Below are 15,757 nucleotides of genomic sequence, written 5' to 3'. Positions count from 1 at the left end.
AGGGGGGACGGGAGGGCCGCGTCGCCGGCTTCCCGAGTGGTGGTGCTCGTAGTCGACTCGGACTGCTGCGTCATCGAGGAGGCTCCCATCGCTGAGCGTCGTCGCGGAGATCGTCGAAGGCCGATTTCAGTTGGATCAACGCGCGCTGCACGTGTGGCAGTTCCAACGGCGTGGGTGAGGTGAGGCATTCCGCGCGTTCCGGGTCGGAGCCGGCCAGCAGTGCGCCGGTCGAGAGCCGCACGCGCGGGGCTTCGAGCTCGTCGCCGAAGCGGTGGCCGCCGGGCGCGGGCATGCCGAGGCGGGCGGCGAGGAAGTCCTCCAGCTCCTGGGCGTCGCCGATGCCGTGCGCGCTCAGCGCGGGGCCCAGCGGAGCGAGGTCGACGTACAGATGGCGGCCGGCCTGCGGAGGCCGGGCGAGGGCGCCGGCCGCGACGACGGCGGCGTGCGCCTCGGCGGCCAGGCTCGCGTGCAGGCGCACGGTGGTGGCGACGCGCGCGGTGACGGGTTCCGGTTCCCCCAGCGCGTAGGCGGCCGCCGCGGCGACGGGGGCGGCGACCCGGGCGTCGAGCGCGGTGAGGACGTCGAGCACACGCGCCTGGAGGCCGTCGGCGTCCTCGCCGGCCGGGAAGCGGGCCACCGCGGCCGGCCAGCCGGGCGGGAGGAGGGCACCGGCCAGGTCGGTGACGACGGTGACCCGGTCGGGCAGCATCTCGGCCGGGCTGAGCAGCACGGTGTCGTGCGGGTCGTGCAGGGTGTCGCGCCAGGTCTCGTCGCTGACCAGGTGCAGGCCCTCCCCCTGGGCGGCCTCGACGGTCTCGTGCAGCAGCTCGGGAGGGGCGACGGTGGCCGTGGGGTCGTCGGCGACGGACAGCACGAGCAGGCGCGGGTCACCGCCCTCGGCGCGGACCCGGCGCACGGTCTCCAGCAGGGCGTACGGGTCGGGCACCCCGCCGCTCTCCGGCGGGACCGGCACGTGGAAGGCGGGGCGCCCCAGCAGGCGGGCGTACGGCGCCCACCAGGCGGCGCAGGGTCTCGGTACGAGGACGTCACCGCCGAGGGCGGCGGTCAGGGCGAGCAGCAGCGCGGGCGCGCCGGGCCCGGCGGCCACCCGGCCGGGGTCGCAGTGCAGGCCGCGCCGGTCCCAGTAGCCGCAGGCGGCCTCCCGCAGGGCCTCTCCCCCGCCGACCGGCTCGTGGTCGCCCCGGGACGCCGCGGCGGCGAGCACGGCGGACAGCTCCGGCAGCACGGGCAGCCCGTCCTCGGGCAGCGGGGGCCCGAACCGGACGGGGCCGTGGCCTTGCGGGTCCGTCCGCCGCATCCGTACCTCCGCAGTGCCTGCTGCCGTGTCCTGTCGACCTCGCCCGTGCCCTCGGCCACTGAGTACCCCTGGCGCGGTCGCCCCATGGGCGCCCGGCCGGGTTGTGACGGTCACAGCATGAGCGGGCCGGGCCGGGGAAGCGGGGGGCTCCCGGGGCGGTGGTGCGCGCCGGGGATCAGCGGTACAGCTCGCTCTCCCGGTTGCGCAGCCGGTGCGCGGCGGCACCGAACGCGCCCGCGATCAGCACCCCGCCCGCGACCAGGGCGGGCACGGAGTCGGAGAAGGCACCGCCGTCGCCGGCGCGCACTCCGCGCTGGACCACCGCTCCCCCGCACTCGGCGGAGTGGTGCCGCGGTTCGTCACCCGGTTCGTCACGCGGTTCGTCGGAACAGGGCTCGTGGGCGGGCTCGTGCGTCGGCTGGTGGGACGGCTCGTGCCGGCCACCGCCCTGGGCCACGGTGAACGTCGCGCTCCACGGCGCGCCCTCCCCGCCGGGAGCCGCCGGGCAGGTGCCGTCGACGGTCCACGCCGAGTCCTCGCCAAGGGCGTCGGGATCACCCTCGAAGTTCTCCGCGGGAGCGATGCGGGCCGTGCCCCGGTAGGCCGGTCCTGACACCTCGTCGTCGTTGCCGGTCACCTTGTTCAACGGGACCGTGCCCTCGTCGAAGGCCTGTGAGGTCGCGTCGATGCTGTCGGGCGGCGGCCCCCCGGTCGGATCGCAGCTGACCGAGACGGTGACCGTGCCGCCGGGCTCCACGGTGGCCGGACTGACCTCTGCGGCGGATTCGGCGGCGGGTTCGGCGGCCACGACCGGAGCGAACCCGACCAGGGCCGAGCCGGCCAGGACGGCGACGGAGAGTGCGTAGCGGGTGCGGCGCATGGCGGGGACTCCTTCGGGCGGCGGCGGAATGGCCCTCTGCCATCACAGCCCGCCCGCCGGAACGCCGCCCGCGCCCGGACCCCATTAGCGGGACAGCACCCTCCAACCGGGTGAATGGATACGTGGCGACCACCCCAGGGCGCTAGGCGACATCCCGCATGACCTGCTCCCGAACCCGGCCGCAGCACCGGCTGATGAGCCGGGACACATGCATCTGCGAGATCCCCAGCTCCTCCGCGATCCGGCTCTGCGTCATGTCCCCGAAGAACCGCATGTACAGAATCGCCCGCTCCCGCTCCGGCAGCGCCGCCAGCCGCGACTTCACCGCCTCACGGTCCACGACCGTGTCCAGCGCCGGATCGGGCGACCCGAGCGCGTCGCTCAGGGAGTACCCGTCCTCGCTGCCGGGCAGCTCCGCGTCCAGGGACAGGGCCGTGAAGCTCTCCAGGGCCTCCAGGCCGGTCTTGACGTCCTCCTCGCTCAGCTTCGCGTGCTCGGCGATCTCCGCCACGGTGGGCCGCCGGCCGGAGATGGTCTGGGACAGGTCCTGGGAGGCGAACCGGACGCGATTGCGCAGGTCCTGGACGCGACGAGGTACGTGCAGCGTCCACATGTGATCGCGGAAGTGCCGCTTGATCTCGCCGGTGATGGTGGGCACGGCGTAGCTCTCGAAGGCGTTGCCGAGCTCGGGGTCGTAGCGGTCGACGGCCTTGACCAGGCCGAGGGCCGCGACCTGGCGCAGGTCCTCGAAGCTCTCGCCGCGGCTGCGGAAGCGTCCGGCGAGCCGGTCGGCCATGGGCAGCCAGGCCTCGACGATCTCGTCGCGGAGCGCGTCGCGCTCGGGGCCGGCGGGCAGTGTGGCGAGCCTGCGGAAGGCGTCGGCGGTGTCGGGGGCGTCGTCGTGGGGGTGCTGCTTCGCGCTGGTGTGGATCGGCATGATGCGTCGCAATTCCCTTGCAGGTGCTCTGGGTTGGACGGTCACCGTGGGAGCGCATCGACTGGGTGCGGACCAGGAGCACCGGTGGCGGCGCGATTCGCCGCTCCCACGGACGTGCCTCCTGTCCGAAGCACTGAGGTGCGCCTGCCCCCGGCCCCCGCCCGCAAACCCGGAGAGGTTTTCCGCCGTCGCGCAGGGTGACTCGTACAGCTGGCTCTGTCCCCATACGTCCGGGAGGTCGTACATGAGCACCAAGGTCTCCGACCACGTCCTTGAGCGGCTGCGCGAGTGGGGGGTCGAGCAGGTCTTCGGCTATCCGGGCGACGGCATCAACGGCCTGCTCGCCGCATGGGGCCGGGCCGAGAACCAGCCCCGTTTCGTGCAGTCGCGGCACGAGGAGATGTCCGCGTTCGAGGCGGTCGGCTACGCCAAGTTCAGCGGCCGTCTCGGAGTGTGCACGGCCACGTCCGGGCCGGGCGCGATCCATCTCCTGAACGGCCTGTACGACGCCAAGCTGGACCATGTCCCGGTGCTGGCGATCGTCGGCCAGACGCACCGCACCGCGATGGGCGGCTCCTACCAGCAGGAAGTGGATCTGCACACGCTGTACAAGGACGTCGCCTCCGACTTCGTGGAGACGGTGACCGTGCCGGAGCAGCTGCCGAACGTGCTGGACCGGGCGATCCGCACCGCGTACGCGCGCCGCTGCCCGACCGCGATCATCATCCCCGGCGATGTCCAGGAGCTCGACTACTCGCCGCCGACGCACGAGTTCAAGATGGTGCCCTCCAGTCTGGACCGCAGCTCGTGGACGGCCGTGCCGTCCGACGACTCGGTGCGGCGGGCCGCCGAGATCCTCAACTCCGGCGACAAGGTGGCGATCCTGGTCGGCCAGGGCGCGGCCGGCGCGCGGGCCGAGGTGGAGTCGATCGCCGAGCTGCTCGGCGCCGGTGTCGCCAAGGCGCTGCTCGGCAAGGACGTCCTCAGCGACGAACTGCCGTACGTCACCGGCTCGATCGGCCTGCTGGGCACGCGTCCGTCGTATGAGCTGATGCGGGACTGCGACACGCTGCTGACCATCGGGTCGTCGTTCCCGTACACCCAGTTCATGCCGGAGTTCGGCAAGGCGCGGGGCGTGCAGATCGACATCGATCCGCACATGGTCGGGATGCGCTACCCGTACGAGGTGAACCTGGTCGGCGACGCGAAGGCCACGCTGGAGCGGCTGATCCCGCTGATCGAGGAGGGGCGCGGTCGCGAGTGGTACGACACGGTGTGCGCGAACGTGACGCGCTGGCGTGAGGTCATGGAGCGCCGGGCCGGCCTCGACGCCGACCCGATCAACCCGGAGTACGTGGCCCGCGCCCTGGACCCGCTGCTGCCGGACAACGCGATCGTCGCCTCCGACTCGGGTTCGACGGCGAACTGGTACGCGCGGCACCTGACCATGCGGCCGGGCATGCGGGGCTCTCTCTCCGGCACGCTGGCGACGATGGGCTGCGGGGTGCCGTACGTGATCGGCGCGAAGTTCGCGCACCCGGACCGGCCCGCGATCGCGCTGGTGGGCGACGGGGCGATGCAGATGAACGGGATGGCGGAGCTGATCACGGCGGCGAAGTACCGCCACCAGTGGGAGGACCCGCGGCTGGTGATCGCCGTGTGGAACAACCAGGATCTGAATCAGGTCACGTGGGAGATGCGGGCCATGGAGGGAGCGCCGCAGTTCCTGCCGTCGCAATCGATCCCGGACGTGCAGTACGCGGCGTTCGCGCGTTCCCTGGGGCTGACCGGCATCCGGGTGGAGAAGCCGGAGGACGTCGAGGCGGGCTGGCGTGCCGCGCTGGAGGCGGACGGTCCCGCGGTGGTGGAGTTCCTGACCGATCCGGCCGTCCCACCGATCCCGCCGCACGCCACCTGGGAGCAGATGGAGGCGACCGCCGCGTCGATCCTGAAGGGCGACTCGGACCGGGGATCGGTGGTCAAGCAGGGCTTCAAGGCGAAGATGCAGGAGTTCCTGCCGGGGCGCGAGAAGAAGTAGCGGTCGCCGCGGCCGGGGATACGCCGGCCGGTTCGCGCCGGTCGGCGTCGTCCTGTGGCAGCAGCAGTTCCTCGTAGCGGCCCAGCAGCAGCACCACTCCGAGCATGAGCACCGGAAGCAGCACAGCGAGCATCGCCATGGCGTGTCCTTCCCCAGAGATGAGTGGGGGGGTGTGATCCGGGTCTCCCGCAGTCGGTGGCGCAAACCCGTGCGGTGGGCACCGATCCGGGGTGGCGAACCCGTGTCGGCTCGCGGTGTCCGGGTACGCGGTGCGGACCCCCGACCGTCTGGAGGGAGACATGCAGCGAGGCAGCGACCGGCTGAGCGTCCATCGTGACGACGAGATGAAGCATGAACTCCAGGGGCTGCTCAGGTCCGGGCACCCCACCCGCAGTGAGGAGTGGCACGACCCGGAGCCGGCTGCCGAGGACGACCCCGAGGTCGCGCACGGGCCGGTGACACCGAGCCGTGCGCCGACGTCCCTGGAGTCGGTGCGCCTGGAGCTGGCCCGGATCCTGGGCCGCAGGGCGTTCCCCGCGAGCGCGCGCGACCTGACCCGCGAACTGCGCGGCCACCAGGCGCCCGACGCCCTCGTCGAGGCCCTGGAGCGGCTGCCGCGCCAGGAGCGCTACGGCAATGTCCAGGAGCTGGCCCAGGCTCTGGTCCGGGCCCGGGAGACGGGACCGGAGGAGTACGCGTAGGGACCGCGCCGGGGGCACCGCGGGCCCGCCCGCGGTGCCCCCGCCGGCCGGGGAACGGAGGGAGGGCCCTCAGTGATGGCCGAGTTGGTGAAGGACGTGATGACCCCGGGTGTGGTCGCCGTACGCCCGGACGCCTCGCTCGTCGAGGCGGCGCAGTTGATGCGCACCCAGAACATCGGCGACGTGGTGGTGGCCGACGGGCAGGACGTGATCGGCGTGCTCACGGACCGTGACATCACGGTCCGGGCGGTGGCCGACGGTGCCGACCCGATGACGGTGAGCGCACAGTCGGTGTGCACCCCGGATCCGGTGACGGTGACGCCGGACGAGCGGGTGGCGACCGCGGCCGCGCTGATGCGCGAGCACGCGGTGCGCCGCCTGCCGGTGGTGGAGAACGGGCTGCCGGTCGGGATGGTGAGCCTCGGCGACCTGGCCGAGGCCGAGGACCCCGCCTCGGCGCTCGCCGACATCAGCCGCGCCGAGCCGGACACCCGGGGTGAGGCGTGAGCACCGACCAGGCGAAGGAGATCAGTTCCAGTGGAGTCACCGTGGACGTCGGTGACGCCACGACCCGCTATCTGCTGTACGGGCTGCTGCCCAGCTGGTTCGTGCCCGGGGTGGCCGACTGGGTGATGCACCGGCGGACCCGTATCGAGGAGACCGCGGGCACCAAGGAGTCGTTGATCCACTCGCTGATGATGGCCGAGGTCGGCCTCCCGATCGCGCTGACGCTGCGCTACGAGGTCAACCCGCTGCTGCTGAGCGTGCAGCTGGGCGGGGCCGCGGTGCACGAGGCGACGGCGCTGTGGGACGTCCGTACGGCCGTCGAGAGCGAGCGGGAGGTCAAGCCGGTCGAGCAGCACATCCACAGCTTTCTGGAGTCGCTGCCGTTCGCGGCGCTGGCCGCCCTGATGTGCCTGCACGCCGACCAGGTGAAGTCGCTGGTGCGCGGCGGCCGCGGGGATACCGACGCGTGGCGGCTGGTGCCGCGCCGGAGGCCGCTGTCGCGCGGCTATCTGGCGGGCATCGCCGCGGCGATCGGCACCTGCGTGCTGCTGCCGTACGGCGAGGAGTTGCTGCGGTGCGTGCGTACGGGCCGCAGGAACCGCAAGAACGACAGGAAAGCGAGGAGCGACGCGGCCCACTGGAGCGCCGCACGCTCCGGGAAAGGACGTTGAACATCATGCGTATCGCGTTTCTGGTGGCGCCCGAGGGCGTCGAGCAGGTCGAGCTGACCGATCCGTGGAAGGCCGCGAAGGACGCCGGGCACGAGCCCGTGCTGGTGTCGACGCAGGAGGGAGAGATCCAGGCGTTCAACCACCTCGACAAGGCGGACACCTTCCCCGTCGACGCGGTCGTGGGCGAGGCCGCGCCGGACTCGTTCGGTGCTCTGGTGCTGCCGGGCGGCGTGGCCAACCCGGACTTCCTGCGGATGGACGACAAGGCCGTGGCGTTCGTCCGGGACTTCTTCGAACACGGCCGTCCCGTGGCCGCGATCTGCCACGCGCCGTGGACGCTGGTCGAGGCGGACGTCGTACGCGGCCGGGTGCTGACCTCGTGGCCGAGCCTGCAGACCGACATCCGCAACGCGGGCGGCACCTGGGTCGACGAGCAGGTGAAGGTGTGTGACCACGGTGCCAACAAGCTGGTCACCAGCCGTAAGCCGGACGACCTGAAGGCGTTCTGCGAGACCTTCCTCGACGTCTTCGCCGAGGAGGCCGCCTGATGGCGTCTCCCGCCGACCGGAAGCAGGAACAGCGCGAGGCCTTCAAGGCGGACGATCCGGCCGGCGGTCCGCTCACCACCGACCAGGGAGTCGAGGTCGACCACACCGACGACTCCCTGGCGGCGGGCGAGCGCGGTCCGACCCTGATGGAGGACTTCCACTTCCGGGAGAAGCTCACCCGATTCGACCACGAGCGGATCCCGGAACGGGTGGTGCACGCGCGGGGCGCGGGCGCGTACGGCTATTTCGAGCCGTACGAGTCCTGCGCGGAGTTCACCCGCGCGGCGTTCCTCCAGGACCCGGCCGTGCGGACGCCCGTGTTCGTACGGTTCTCGACCGTGCAGGGCCCCAAGGGCTCGGCGGACACCGTGCGGGACGTGCGCGGCTTCGCGACCAAGTTCTACACGTCGGAGGGGAACTACGACCTGGTCGGGAACAACTTCCCGGTCTTCTTCATCCAGGACGGGATCAAGTTCCCCGACTTCGTGCACGCGGTGAAGCCCGAGCCGCACAACGACATCCCGACGGGCGCCTCCGCGCACGACACCCTGTGGGATTTCGTGTCGCTCCAGCCCGAGACGCTGCACGCGATCATGTGGCTGATGTCGGACCGGGCGATCCCGCGCAGTTACCGCATGATGCAGGGCTTCGGCGTGCACACCTTCCGGTTCGTCACCGCGGACGGCAAGGGCACGTTCGTGAAGTTCCACTGGAAGCCGCGGCTCGGTGTGCACTCGCTGGTGTGGGACGAGGCGCAGGAGTGCCAGGGCCGCGACCCGGACTTCAACCGGCGTGATCTGTGGGACGCGATCGAGGCGGGCGAGTACCCCGAGTGGGAGCTGGGCGTGCAACTCGTGCCGGAGGAGGACGAGTTCGCGTTCGACTTCGATCTGCTCGACCCGACGAAGATCATCCCGGAGGAGCAGGTGCCGGTGCGGCCGATCGGCCGGATGGTGCTGGACCGCAACCCGGAGAACTTCTTCGCGGAGACCGAGCAGGTCGCCTTCCACACGGCGAACGTCGTCCCCGGGATCGACTTCACCAACGATCCGCTGCTCCAGGCGCGGAACTTCTCCTACCTGGACACGCAGCTGATCCGGCTCGGCGGGCCGAACTTCTCGCAGCTGCCGGTGAACCGGCCGGTCGCGCCCGTGCGCAACAACCAGCGCGACGGCTACCACCAGAGCGCGATCCACTCCGGCACGAACTACTTCCCGAACTCGCTCGGCGGGGGCTGCCCGTCTCACGCCGGCGCCGGGGGAGGTGCGTACACGCATTACGCCGAACGGGTGGACGGTCACAAGATCCGGCGCCGCAGTCCCAGTTTCCAGGACCACTACAGCCAGCCGGCGATGTTCTGGAACAGCATGGCGGACTGGGAGAAGCAGCACATCGTCGAGGCGTTCCGGTTCGAGCTCGGCAAGGTGGGTGCGATGACCGTGCGGGCGCGTACGGTCGAGCACCTGGCCAAGGTCGACGGGGAGCTGGCGGTGCAGGTGGCACGGGGTGTCGGGGTGCCGGAGCCGTCGGCCGCGCAGGCCGCGTCCAAGCTGGCCTCCCCCGCGCTCAGCCTGGAGTCGCTGCGCGGGGACGGTTCGATCCGGACCCGGCAGATCGCGGTGCTCGTCACGGACGGGGTGGACGCCGAGCAGATCACCTCCGTGCGGGAGCGGCTGGCCGCCGAGGGGGCGATCGTCGAGGCCCTGGCCGCGACGGACGGGACGATCAAGGGGTCCGACGGTGAGACGTACGCGGTCGACCGTGCGCTGCCGACCGTGGCGTCCGTGCTGTACGACGCCGTGCTGCTGCCCGGCGGGCCCGTCGGCACCCCGCCGACGGCGGCCGACCCGGACGCGGTGCGGTTCGTGCGGGACGCCTACCGGCACGGCAAGCCGGTGGGCGCGCTCGGCTCGGGCGTGGGCGTCCTGTCGGCGCTGGAGCCCGAGGGGCTGAGGCTGTCGACGGAGTTCCACCGCGTGGTCACGGACCAGGGCGTGGTGACGGACACGTCGCCGGGCCCGGCGAGCGAGGAGTTCCTGAACGCGTTCGTGGACACCATCGCGGCGCACCGGCATTGGGGGCGGGGGCCGGTGCGGCGCTGAGCCGGGGGGCGAGGCTGGGCCGGGCCGCGCTTGTGGGGGCGTGGTCCGGCTCGCTTTGTGCTGCGGGGCGTCTCGGCCGCCACAGCTTCACGGACGGGTCTTGAGGCCGTCCAACATGAGGTCGAGCAGGCGTTCCGCTTGCTGTCGGTGTTCGGTGCCCGCCGAGGTGAGGGCGATGCCTTCGAGGGCTGCGCTGATGTCGGCGGGGGTAATGTCGGTTCGGATCGTCCCGGCCTCCGTGCACGCGTTCATGAGGGTGGCGACGGCGTCCTGGATCATCTCCCTGCTGTGGCCGTAGGGATTGCTTCCCGTCGCGGCGATGGCGCGCAAGGCGTCGATCATGCCGTACTTCGTAGTGACGTAGTCCAGGAAGAGGCGCGTCCACGCGCGCAGGGCCTCGTCGGGCGACTTCTGCGCAAGCAGGGGGAGGACGGCGTCGCACAGCTGCACCACCTCGTTGCGGTAGACCGCCTCGATCAGGATTTCGCGAGTGGGGAAGTTGCGGTACAGCGTTGCGCTGCCCACGCCCGCCTCCTTGGCGATGCGGTCCATCTGCGCGTCCAGACCCTCCGTGGTGAACACGCGCGCCGCAGTGGTGAGGATCTTCTCCCTGTTGCGTCGGGCATCGGCGCGCAACGGACGGTGCCCCTGGTCGGCCATCGGTGTCCTATCTCCTTCACGTGAGTGTGCCTCGACTTGCTAAGTGGGGAGTCCCCCGCTTACTCTCGAATAAGTGGGGAGGACCCCGCTTCCACTGTAGGTCACGAGGTGACCTGCGCACACGTCCCGTAAGGAAATGATCATGTCGACCATCCAGGGCAAGGTCATCGCGATCACGGGTGCCAGCAGCGGCATCGGTGAGGCCACCGCGAACTTCCTCGCCGAAAAGGGAGCCCGGCTCGTGCTCGGTGCCCGACGCGAGGACCGGCTGAACGCGGTCGTGGACAGCATCACGGCCAAGGGCAAAACCGCCACCGGCGTCATCGTCGACGTCACACGCCGCGAAGACCTCCGGCGCCTCACGAACACGGCGATAGAGGAGTACGGCCGCCTCGACGTTCTCATCTCCAACGCGGGCACGATGGCCGTCTCCCCGTTCGACGAACTGCGCCAGGACGACTGGGACGCCATGGTCTCCACCCACATCACCGGCCTGCTCAACGGTATCGGCGCGGCCCTTCCCGTCTTCCGCCGGCAGGGCTCCGGCCACTTCGTCAACGTCAGCTCCACCGCGGCCTACGTCGTCGTCCCCCCGCAGGCCGTGTACGCGGCCACCAAGACGGCGGTGAACGTGATCTCCGAGGGCCTGCGCCAGGAGTCGGGACCCGACCTGAGCGTGACCGTCGTATCGCCCGGCTTCACTCACACCGAAGGTGTCGGCAAGGGAGCCACCCCCGAGGTCGCTTCCGCGATGACCAAGATGCGCGACGAGATCGCGATGCCTCCCTCCGCCATCGCCTCCGCCATCGGCTATGCGATCGAGCAGCCCGTCGGCGTGGACGTCAACGAGATCGTGGTCCGGCCCACCGTGCAGGCCTGACAACCCGCAGAACGCCCGGGCCCTGTCGGCAAAAGGTGGCTTCTGCTGATCGGCAACTGTGCCACGGGGTGAGGATCGTCCATGGATCCGCACAGCGGCCGTACCGGCTCACCGACAGCCTGAAGATCAGGCACGGAGCGAAGGAGACAGATGACCGAGACGCCCAGCTCGCCTCCGCCGGCGCGGCGCTTCCTCATGGTTCACGGCGTGCAGCACCGTCGCCCGCGGCAGCATTGGCTGTGGTGGTTGACCGAGGCTCTGCGCCAGCGAGGCGAGCAGGTGCTCTATCCGCAGTTCCCCGCGCCCGAGCAGCCGTCGGTGAGCGAATGGACCGATCTCCTGCACGCCGAGTTGGCCCAACTCGGCGACCAGGAACGCGTCGTGGTGTGTCACTCCCTCGGCTGCGCCCTGTGGCTGCGCGCCGCCCAGACCCTGCCCGAGGACCTGCGCGTCACCCGGGTGCTGCTGGTTTCCCCGCTCGATGACCAGGCGTTCACCGTGGCCAACGGCAATGAAGAGTTCAAACTTCAGCGCGTCGACCCCGAGCTCCTTGCCGCTGCCTCGGCCAAGCCGCCTCGTGTGGTCGTCTCGGCGACCGATCCGTACGCGCCTGCTGACCCACGCGCGTGGAGCGCTGCCCTCAAAATGGAGTGCGACGTCCTCCCCGCCGCCGGCCACGTCACCCCCGCAGACGGATACGGTCCATGGCCGGCCGCACTCGCCTGGTGCCTACGCGAACAGACCCCTTTGTCAGCCGTCACCAGAGGTGAGCGCGGATGAGTCTGTGATCGGACCCGGCGACGCCCGGTGTGCGGCCGGGGGCAGGGCGTGACCGCGACGCGCACCAGCACGACCGCCGCGCTGCTCATCGCGACGCTGTTCTGGGCCGGGAACTACGTCGGCGGCGGTCCCGCTGTGCCCACGATCCCACCTCTTGACCTCGTGGCGCTTCGATCGGCCATCGCCGTGGTACCGCTTTTCGTCCTCGCGTGACTTCTCGCCCCGGCCGAACCAGCAGGCCGGCACGTCGTGGGTGACGGCGTGACGCCAGCGACGAGTTCAGGCATCACAGACGGCTGTTTGGGCCCGGGCGTGCTGCCTTCGTGCTGGGCTGCCAGGGGCTCAGGTGGCCGGGGTCGTGGGGGTCGTCGACTCCCCGCTTCCCCGCTCCCGGGCCCCTTCGCGGGTGCGGCCCGCGGCCACCGGGCGGCGCGGGTTGCGGCGCAGGAACTCGCCCTCCAGCTGCGCCATGCGCTCGTTGTGGGCCCGCAGCGCGTCGTTCGAGCCGTAGAGCAGCGTGTCGTGGCGCGTGCGGTGGATGGTCTCCAGCTCCTTCATGAGCTGCTGGTCGTCCAGCCGGTCAGGGTCCACTCCGGTCATGGTGTTGCCCCGCTCGTCGTGTTCGTTCATGTGGTCCGGGTACCCGCCCCGGGAGCAACTGAGCACTACCCCCGAGCGGCATCCGGGAGGGAGCCATGGATCTCGCCTTTCTGCACCCACTGTACGAACACCCCGGGCCTTGGGCCTCGGTGTACGTCGACACCTCCCGGCATACGGAGGCCACCCCCCACGAGCGGCAGCTCACGGCCCAGGCGATGGCCAGGCAGCTGGCCGACCAGGGCGCGGACGAGGCGACCTGCCGGGCCGTGCAGAGCGCGATCGAGGACCTGCGGCACTCTTCGGAACCGCACGGCCGGGCCCTGTTCGCCCGCGCCGGCGAGGTGGTCCTCGACCCGCCGCTGGCCCGTCCCCCGCAGGGCGGCGACTGGGCCGAATGGGCCCCGCTGCCGCGTGTGACGCCGCTGCTGGAGCTGGCCGGCGAGGACCCCGTGTGCGTGGTGGCGTACGTCGACCGCAAGGGCGCCGACTTCGAGCTGCGCAGCGCACTGGGCAGCGAGGGCGCCGGAAGCGTCACCGGGCGCCAGTGGCCGGTGCACCGGACGAGCTCCGTGGACTGGTCCGAGCGGCATTTCCAGCTGCGGGTGGAGAACACCTGGGAGCACAACGCCGCGGAGATCGCCGACGCGCTCGCCGTGTGCCAGGAGGAGACCCGCGCCGACCTGCTGATTCTCGTCGGCGACGACCGTGAGCGGCGGTCCGTGCACGAGCGGCTGCCCAAGCGGCTGCACGACCTCGTCGTCGAGGCGCCGCACGGCAGCGGCAGCCGGCTCCTCGACGAGGACGTGGAGCGGGCCCGCGCCGAGCATGTGGCGCGGCAGGCCGAGGCGGAGCTGGAGCGGTTCCGGGCCGCCCGGAACCCGGACGACGAGGGCCGCGCCGGAGCCGTGGAGGGCGTGCCCGCGCTGATCGAGGCGGCGCGCGAGCGCCGTATCGACGAGCTGCTGATCAGGCCGGACGGGCCGGACGCGCACCGTGAGGTGTGGATCGGCGAGGACCCGGACCAGGTCGCGGTGCGGCGTACGGACCTGAAGATCCTCGGCGAGCAGCACTCCTGGCCGGCCCGGGCGGACGACGCGCTGATCCGGTCGGCCGTGGCCACGGACGCCGCGGCACTGGCCGTTGCGGAGCGCGAGGTTCCGGCCGGCGGTCTGGGGGCGCTGCTTCGCTGGAAGTGAGCGGGGAGCCGGCCCTCTACGAGCCGGGCCCCCTACGAGCCGGGCCCTAGGTCCTGTCGTCACATTCCCGTCGTCCGCCCGAAGGGCGGGCCCCGCGGCGTCAGGTGCGTGCTCTCGCCGTGCCGGGCGCAGGCCCGCGTACTGGTTGTACGTGGGTCTGCGCCCGGTGCGGCGAGAGGGCGTGCATGGCGTCGCGGGGCAGGCGGGAATGTGACGACAGGGCCTAGCGGGCCCGCTCCACCCTGCGTTCGTCCCAGACCGGGTCCGGGGTCTCCCGGACCCGGCCGTCGCTGCCGAAGACCAGGTAGCGGTCGAAGGAGCGGGCGAACCAGCGGTCGTGCGTGACCGCGAGGACCGTGCCCTCGAAGGCCTCCAGGCCTTCCTGGAGTGCCTCCGCTGACTCCAGGTCCAGGTTGTCGGTCGGCTCGTCGAGCAGCAGCGCCGTCACGCCCTGGAGCTCCAGCAGGAGGATCTGGAAGCGGGCCTGCTGGCCGCCGGACAGGCGGTCGAACGTCTGCTCGGCCTGGTTCGTCAGCTCGTAGCGGCGCAGCCGGGACATCGCCGCGCCGCGGTCCTGTGCGTGTTCCTTCCACAGGATGTCGAGCAGCGTGCGGCCCTCCAGCTCCGGGTGCGCGTGTGTCTGCGCGAAGTGGCCGGGGACGACCCTGGCTCCCAGTTTCCAGGTGCCCGTGTGCGCCACATCGCCGCCGGCGAGCAGGCGCAGGAAGTGGGACTTGCCGGAGCCGTTGGAGCCGAGGACGGCGACGCGTTCGCCGTAGAAGACCTCCAGGTCGAAGGGCTTCATCAGGCCGGTGAGTTCGAGTCCTTCGCAGGTGATGGCCCGGACGCCGGTGCGGCCGCCCTTGAGCCGCATCCTGATGTCCTGCTCGCGCGGCGGCTCGGGCGGCGGGCCGGCCTCCTCGAACTTGCGCAGCCGGGTCTGGGCGGCGGCGTATCGAGAGGCCATCTCATGACTGACGGCGGCGGCTTGACGGAGCGTCAGCACCAGCTTCTTCAGCTGGGCGTGCTTCTCGTCCCAGCGCCTGCGCAGTTCCTCGAAGCGCTCGAACCGCTGTCGGCGGGCCTCGTGGTACGTGCCGAAGCCACCTCCGTGCACCCAGGCGTCGGCACCCGCGGGGCCTGGTTCCAGGGAGATGATCCGCTGGGCGGCGCGGGCGAGGAGTTCGCGGTCGTGGGAGACGAAGAGGACGGTCTTGCGGGTCTCGGCGAGCCGTTCCTCCAGCCAGCGTTTGCCGGGGACGTCGAGGTAGTTGTCGGGCTCGTCGAGGAGGAGCACCTCGTCGGTGCCGCGCAGGAGTGCCTCCAGGACGAGCCGCTTCTGCTCGCCGCCGGAGAGGGTGCGGACCTGGCGCCACTGTGCCTTCTCGTAGGGAATGCCGAGCGCGGCCGTGGTGCACATGTCCCACAGCGTCTCGGCCTCGTAGCCGCGGGCCTCCGCCCAGTCGGAGAGGGCCTGGGCGTACGTCAGCTGGGCGGCCTCGTCGTCGACGGTCATGAGGGCGTGCTCGGCGGTGTCCACGGCGTGGGCCGCCTCGCGGATGCGGGGGGTGGCGACGGACACGAGCAGGTCCCGTACGGTGCTCTCGTCGCGTACCGATCCGACGAACTGCCGCATCACGCCGAGTCCGCCGCCCACGGTGACGGTTCCGCCGTGCGGCTTGAGCTCACCGGCGAGCATGCGGAGCAGGGTCGTCTTCCCGGCCCCGTTGGGCCCCACGAGGGCGACGACGGCCCCCTCCCCCACCCGGAACGACACATCACCCAGCAGCGCCCTTCCGTCGGGCAGGTAGTACTCCAGATGCGCTGCTTCGAGGTGACCCATGGTCGCGATTCTGCGCGGCGACCGACGCGCTGGGCAAACGCATTTCGGGTGGGGGTGCGGCCTGCGCCTACCGGGGTGCGGTGGGTCGGGGCCGCG

17 protein-coding genes are annotated in these 15,757 nt (G+C 71.5%); 10 read left to right on the top strand and 7 right to left on the bottom strand.

Annotation, left to right across the window (positions count from 1 at the left end):
• Positions 1–70: 70 nt before the first annotated feature.
• The 3 genes from CCL05_RS33410 to CCL05_RS33400 form a co-directional block, all read right to left on the bottom strand.
• On the bottom strand, positions 71–1,318 hold the full coding sequence (locus CCL05_RS33410; protein WP_086564402.1) for an aminotransferase class I/II-fold pyridoxal phosphate-dependent enzyme: 1,248 nt from the start codon (positions 1,316–1,318) through the stop codon (positions 71–73).
• A 175-nt stretch (positions 1,319–1,493) separates the two neighbouring features.
• Positions 1,494–2,198 carry a hypothetical protein gene (locus CCL05_RS33405; protein WP_086564401.1) on the bottom strand — a complete coding sequence of 235 codons (705 nt, stop codon included), beginning with the start codon at positions 2,196–2,198 and terminating at the stop codon, positions 1,494–1,496.
• Between the two features lie 142 nt (positions 2,199–2,340).
• Positions 2,341–3,135 (bottom strand): RNA polymerase sigma factor SigF, encoded by a 795-nt coding sequence (locus tag CCL05_RS33400; protein WP_086564400.1) that lies wholly within the window; start codon positions 3,133–3,135, stop codon positions 2,341–2,343.
• Between the two features lie 244 nt (positions 3,136–3,379).
• On the opposite strand from CCL05_RS33400, the gene CCL05_RS33395 reads away from it, so the two are divergent.
• Positions 3,380–5,173, top strand: coding sequence for a thiamine pyrophosphate-requiring protein (locus tag CCL05_RS33395; protein ID WP_086564399.1), 1,794 nt, complete (start codon positions 3,380–3,382; stop codon positions 5,171–5,173).
• Here the strand turns inward: CCL05_RS33395 and CCL05_RS33390 are convergent.
• On the bottom strand, positions 5,127–5,312 hold the full coding sequence (locus CCL05_RS33390) for a hypothetical protein (protein ID WP_086564398.1): 186 nt from the start codon (positions 5,310–5,312) through the stop codon (positions 5,127–5,129). The genes CCL05_RS33395 and CCL05_RS33390 overlap by 47 nt on opposite strands.
• 160 nt (positions 5,313–5,472) lie before the next feature.
• Here CCL05_RS33390 and CCL05_RS33385 point away from each other — a divergent pair, with 160 nt between their 5' ends.
• The 5 genes from CCL05_RS33385 to CCL05_RS33365 all read left to right on the top strand — a co-directional run bounded on the left by CCL05_RS33385 (position 5,473) and on the right by CCL05_RS33365 (position 9,702).
• Positions 5,473–5,874, top strand: coding sequence for a DUF2795 domain-containing protein (locus CCL05_RS33385; protein WP_086564397.1), 402 nt, complete (start codon positions 5,473–5,475; stop codon positions 5,872–5,874).
• A 75-nt stretch (positions 5,875–5,949) separates the two neighbouring features.
• Positions 5,950–6,381 (top strand): CBS domain-containing protein, encoded by a 432-nt coding sequence (locus CCL05_RS33380; protein WP_086564396.1) that lies wholly within the window; start codon positions 5,950–5,952, stop codon positions 6,379–6,381.
• Positions 6,378–7,052, top strand: coding sequence for a diguanylate cyclase (locus tag CCL05_RS33375; RefSeq protein WP_086564395.1), 675 nt, complete (start codon positions 6,378–6,380; stop codon positions 7,050–7,052). The genes CCL05_RS33380 and CCL05_RS33375 overlap by 4 nt, the downstream gene beginning before the upstream one ends.
• Before the next feature lie 5 nt (positions 7,053–7,057).
• Entirely contained in the window at positions 7,058–7,600 is a 543-nt protein-coding gene (locus CCL05_RS33370) for a type 1 glutamine amidotransferase domain-containing protein (RefSeq protein WP_086564394.1), read from the top strand.
• Entirely contained in the window at positions 7,600–9,702 is a 2,103-nt protein-coding gene (locus tag CCL05_RS33365; RefSeq protein ID WP_086564393.1) for a catalase, read from the top strand. Before CCL05_RS33370 ends, CCL05_RS33365 begins: the two co-directional genes overlap by 1 nt.
• 87 nt (positions 9,703–9,789) lie before the next feature.
• On the opposite strand, the gene CCL05_RS33360 is transcribed toward CCL05_RS33365, so the two are convergent.
• Positions 9,790–10,362 carry a TetR/AcrR family transcriptional regulator gene (locus tag CCL05_RS33360; protein WP_086564392.1) on the bottom strand — a complete coding sequence of 191 codons (573 nt, stop codon included), beginning with the start codon at positions 10,360–10,362 and terminating at the stop codon, positions 9,790–9,792.
• A 142-nt stretch (positions 10,363–10,504) separates the two neighbouring features.
• On the opposite strand from CCL05_RS33360, the gene CCL05_RS33355 reads away from it, so the two are divergent.
• The 3 genes from CCL05_RS33355 (at position 10,505) to CCL05_RS44230 (ending at position 12,235) form a co-directional block, all read left to right on the top strand.
• Entirely contained in the window at positions 10,505–11,242 is a 738-nt protein-coding gene (locus CCL05_RS33355; RefSeq protein WP_086564403.1) for an SDR family oxidoreductase, read from the top strand.
• Positions 11,243–11,392: 150 nt separating this feature from the next.
• Positions 11,393–12,022, top strand: coding sequence for an RBBP9/YdeN family alpha/beta hydrolase (locus CCL05_RS33350; RefSeq protein WP_086564391.1), 630 nt, complete (start codon positions 11,393–11,395; stop codon positions 12,020–12,022).
• 48 nt (positions 12,023–12,070) lie between these two features.
• The gene (locus tag CCL05_RS44230) at positions 12,071–12,235 is read left to right on the top strand and encodes a hypothetical protein (RefSeq protein ID WP_208641674.1); all 165 of its coding nucleotides are present in this window, start codon (positions 12,071–12,073) and stop codon (positions 12,233–12,235) included.
• Positions 12,236–12,364: 129 nt separating this feature from the next.
• On the opposite strand, the gene CCL05_RS33340 is transcribed toward CCL05_RS44230, so the two are convergent.
• Positions 12,365–12,652, bottom strand: coding sequence for a DUF6158 family protein (locus tag CCL05_RS33340; protein WP_086564389.1), 288 nt, complete (start codon positions 12,650–12,652; stop codon positions 12,365–12,367).
• 65 nt (positions 12,653–12,717) lie between these two features.
• Between CCL05_RS33340 and CCL05_RS33335 the strand changes: the two genes are divergently transcribed.
• A complete protein-coding gene (locus CCL05_RS33335) occupies positions 12,718–13,818 on the top strand; it encodes a baeRF2 domain-containing protein (RefSeq protein WP_086564388.1) in 1,101 nt (366 codons plus the stop codon).
• A 223-nt stretch (positions 13,819–14,041) separates the two neighbouring features.
• Here CCL05_RS33335 and CCL05_RS33325 read toward each other — a convergent pair whose 3' ends face one another.
• Complete coding sequence (locus CCL05_RS33325) at positions 14,042–15,661, bottom strand: ATP-binding cassette domain-containing protein (RefSeq protein WP_086564387.1); 1,620 nt, start codon at positions 15,659–15,661, stop codon at positions 14,042–14,044.
• Between the last annotated feature and the right edge of the window lie 96 nt (positions 15,662–15,757).

It is taken from the genome of Streptomyces africanus (genome assembly GCF_002150735.1).
Classification (GTDB): Bacteria; Actinomycetota; Actinomycetes; order Streptomycetales; family Streptomycetaceae; genus Streptomyces; species Streptomyces africanus.
This window is presented reverse-complemented; position numbering and strand designations above follow the sequence as displayed.

What these genes read in the sequence shown, in the direction of transcription:
- CCL05_RS33410 (WP_086564402.1), bottom strand. Translation starts at nt 1,318, where the DNA reads ATGCGGCGGACGGACCCGCAAGGCCACGGCCCCGTCCGGTTCGGGCCC.
- CCL05_RS33405 (WP_086564401.1), bottom strand. Translation starts at nt 2,198, where the DNA reads ATGCGCCGCACCCGCTACGCACTCTCCGTCGCCGTCCTGGCCGGCTCG.
- CCL05_RS33400 (WP_086564400.1), bottom strand. Translation starts at nt 3,135, where the DNA reads ATGCCGATCCACACCAGCGCGAAGCAGCACCCCCACGACGACGCCCCC.
- CCL05_RS33395 (WP_086564399.1), top strand. Translation starts at nt 3,380, where the DNA reads ATGAGCACCAAGGTCTCCGACCACGTCCTTGAGCGGCTGCGCGAGTGG.
- CCL05_RS33390 (WP_086564398.1), bottom strand. Translation starts at nt 5,312, where the DNA reads ATGGCGATGCTCGCTGTGCTGCTTCCGGTGCTCATGCTCGGAGTGGTG.
- CCL05_RS33385 (WP_086564397.1), top strand. Translation starts at nt 5,473, where the DNA reads ATGCAGCGAGGCAGCGACCGGCTGAGCGTCCATCGTGACGACGAGATG.
- CCL05_RS33380 (WP_086564396.1), top strand. Translation starts at nt 5,950, where the DNA reads ATGGCCGAGTTGGTGAAGGACGTGATGACCCCGGGTGTGGTCGCCGTA.
- CCL05_RS33370 (WP_086564394.1), top strand. Translation starts at nt 7,058, where the DNA reads ATGCGTATCGCGTTTCTGGTGGCGCCCGAGGGCGTCGAGCAGGTCGAG.
- CCL05_RS33365 (WP_086564393.1), top strand. Translation starts at nt 7,600, where the DNA reads ATGGCGTCTCCCGCCGACCGGAAGCAGGAACAGCGCGAGGCCTTCAAG.
- CCL05_RS33360 (WP_086564392.1), bottom strand. Translation starts at nt 10,362, where the DNA reads ATGGCCGACCAGGGGCACCGTCCGTTGCGCGCCGATGCCCGACGCAAC.
- CCL05_RS33355 (WP_086564403.1), top strand. Translation starts at nt 10,505, where the DNA reads ATGTCGACCATCCAGGGCAAGGTCATCGCGATCACGGGTGCCAGCAGC.
- CCL05_RS33350 (WP_086564391.1), top strand. Translation starts at nt 11,393, where the DNA reads ATGACCGAGACGCCCAGCTCGCCTCCGCCGGCGCGGCGCTTCCTCATG.
- CCL05_RS33340 (WP_086564389.1), bottom strand. Translation starts at nt 12,652, where the DNA reads ATGAACGAACACGACGAGCGGGGCAACACCATGACCGGAGTGGACCCT.
- CCL05_RS33335 (WP_086564388.1), top strand. Translation starts at nt 12,718, where the DNA reads ATGGATCTCGCCTTTCTGCACCCACTGTACGAACACCCCGGGCCTTGG.
- CCL05_RS33325 (WP_086564387.1), bottom strand. Translation starts at nt 15,661, where the DNA reads ATGGGTCACCTCGAAGCAGCGCATCTGGAGTACTACCTGCCCGACGGA.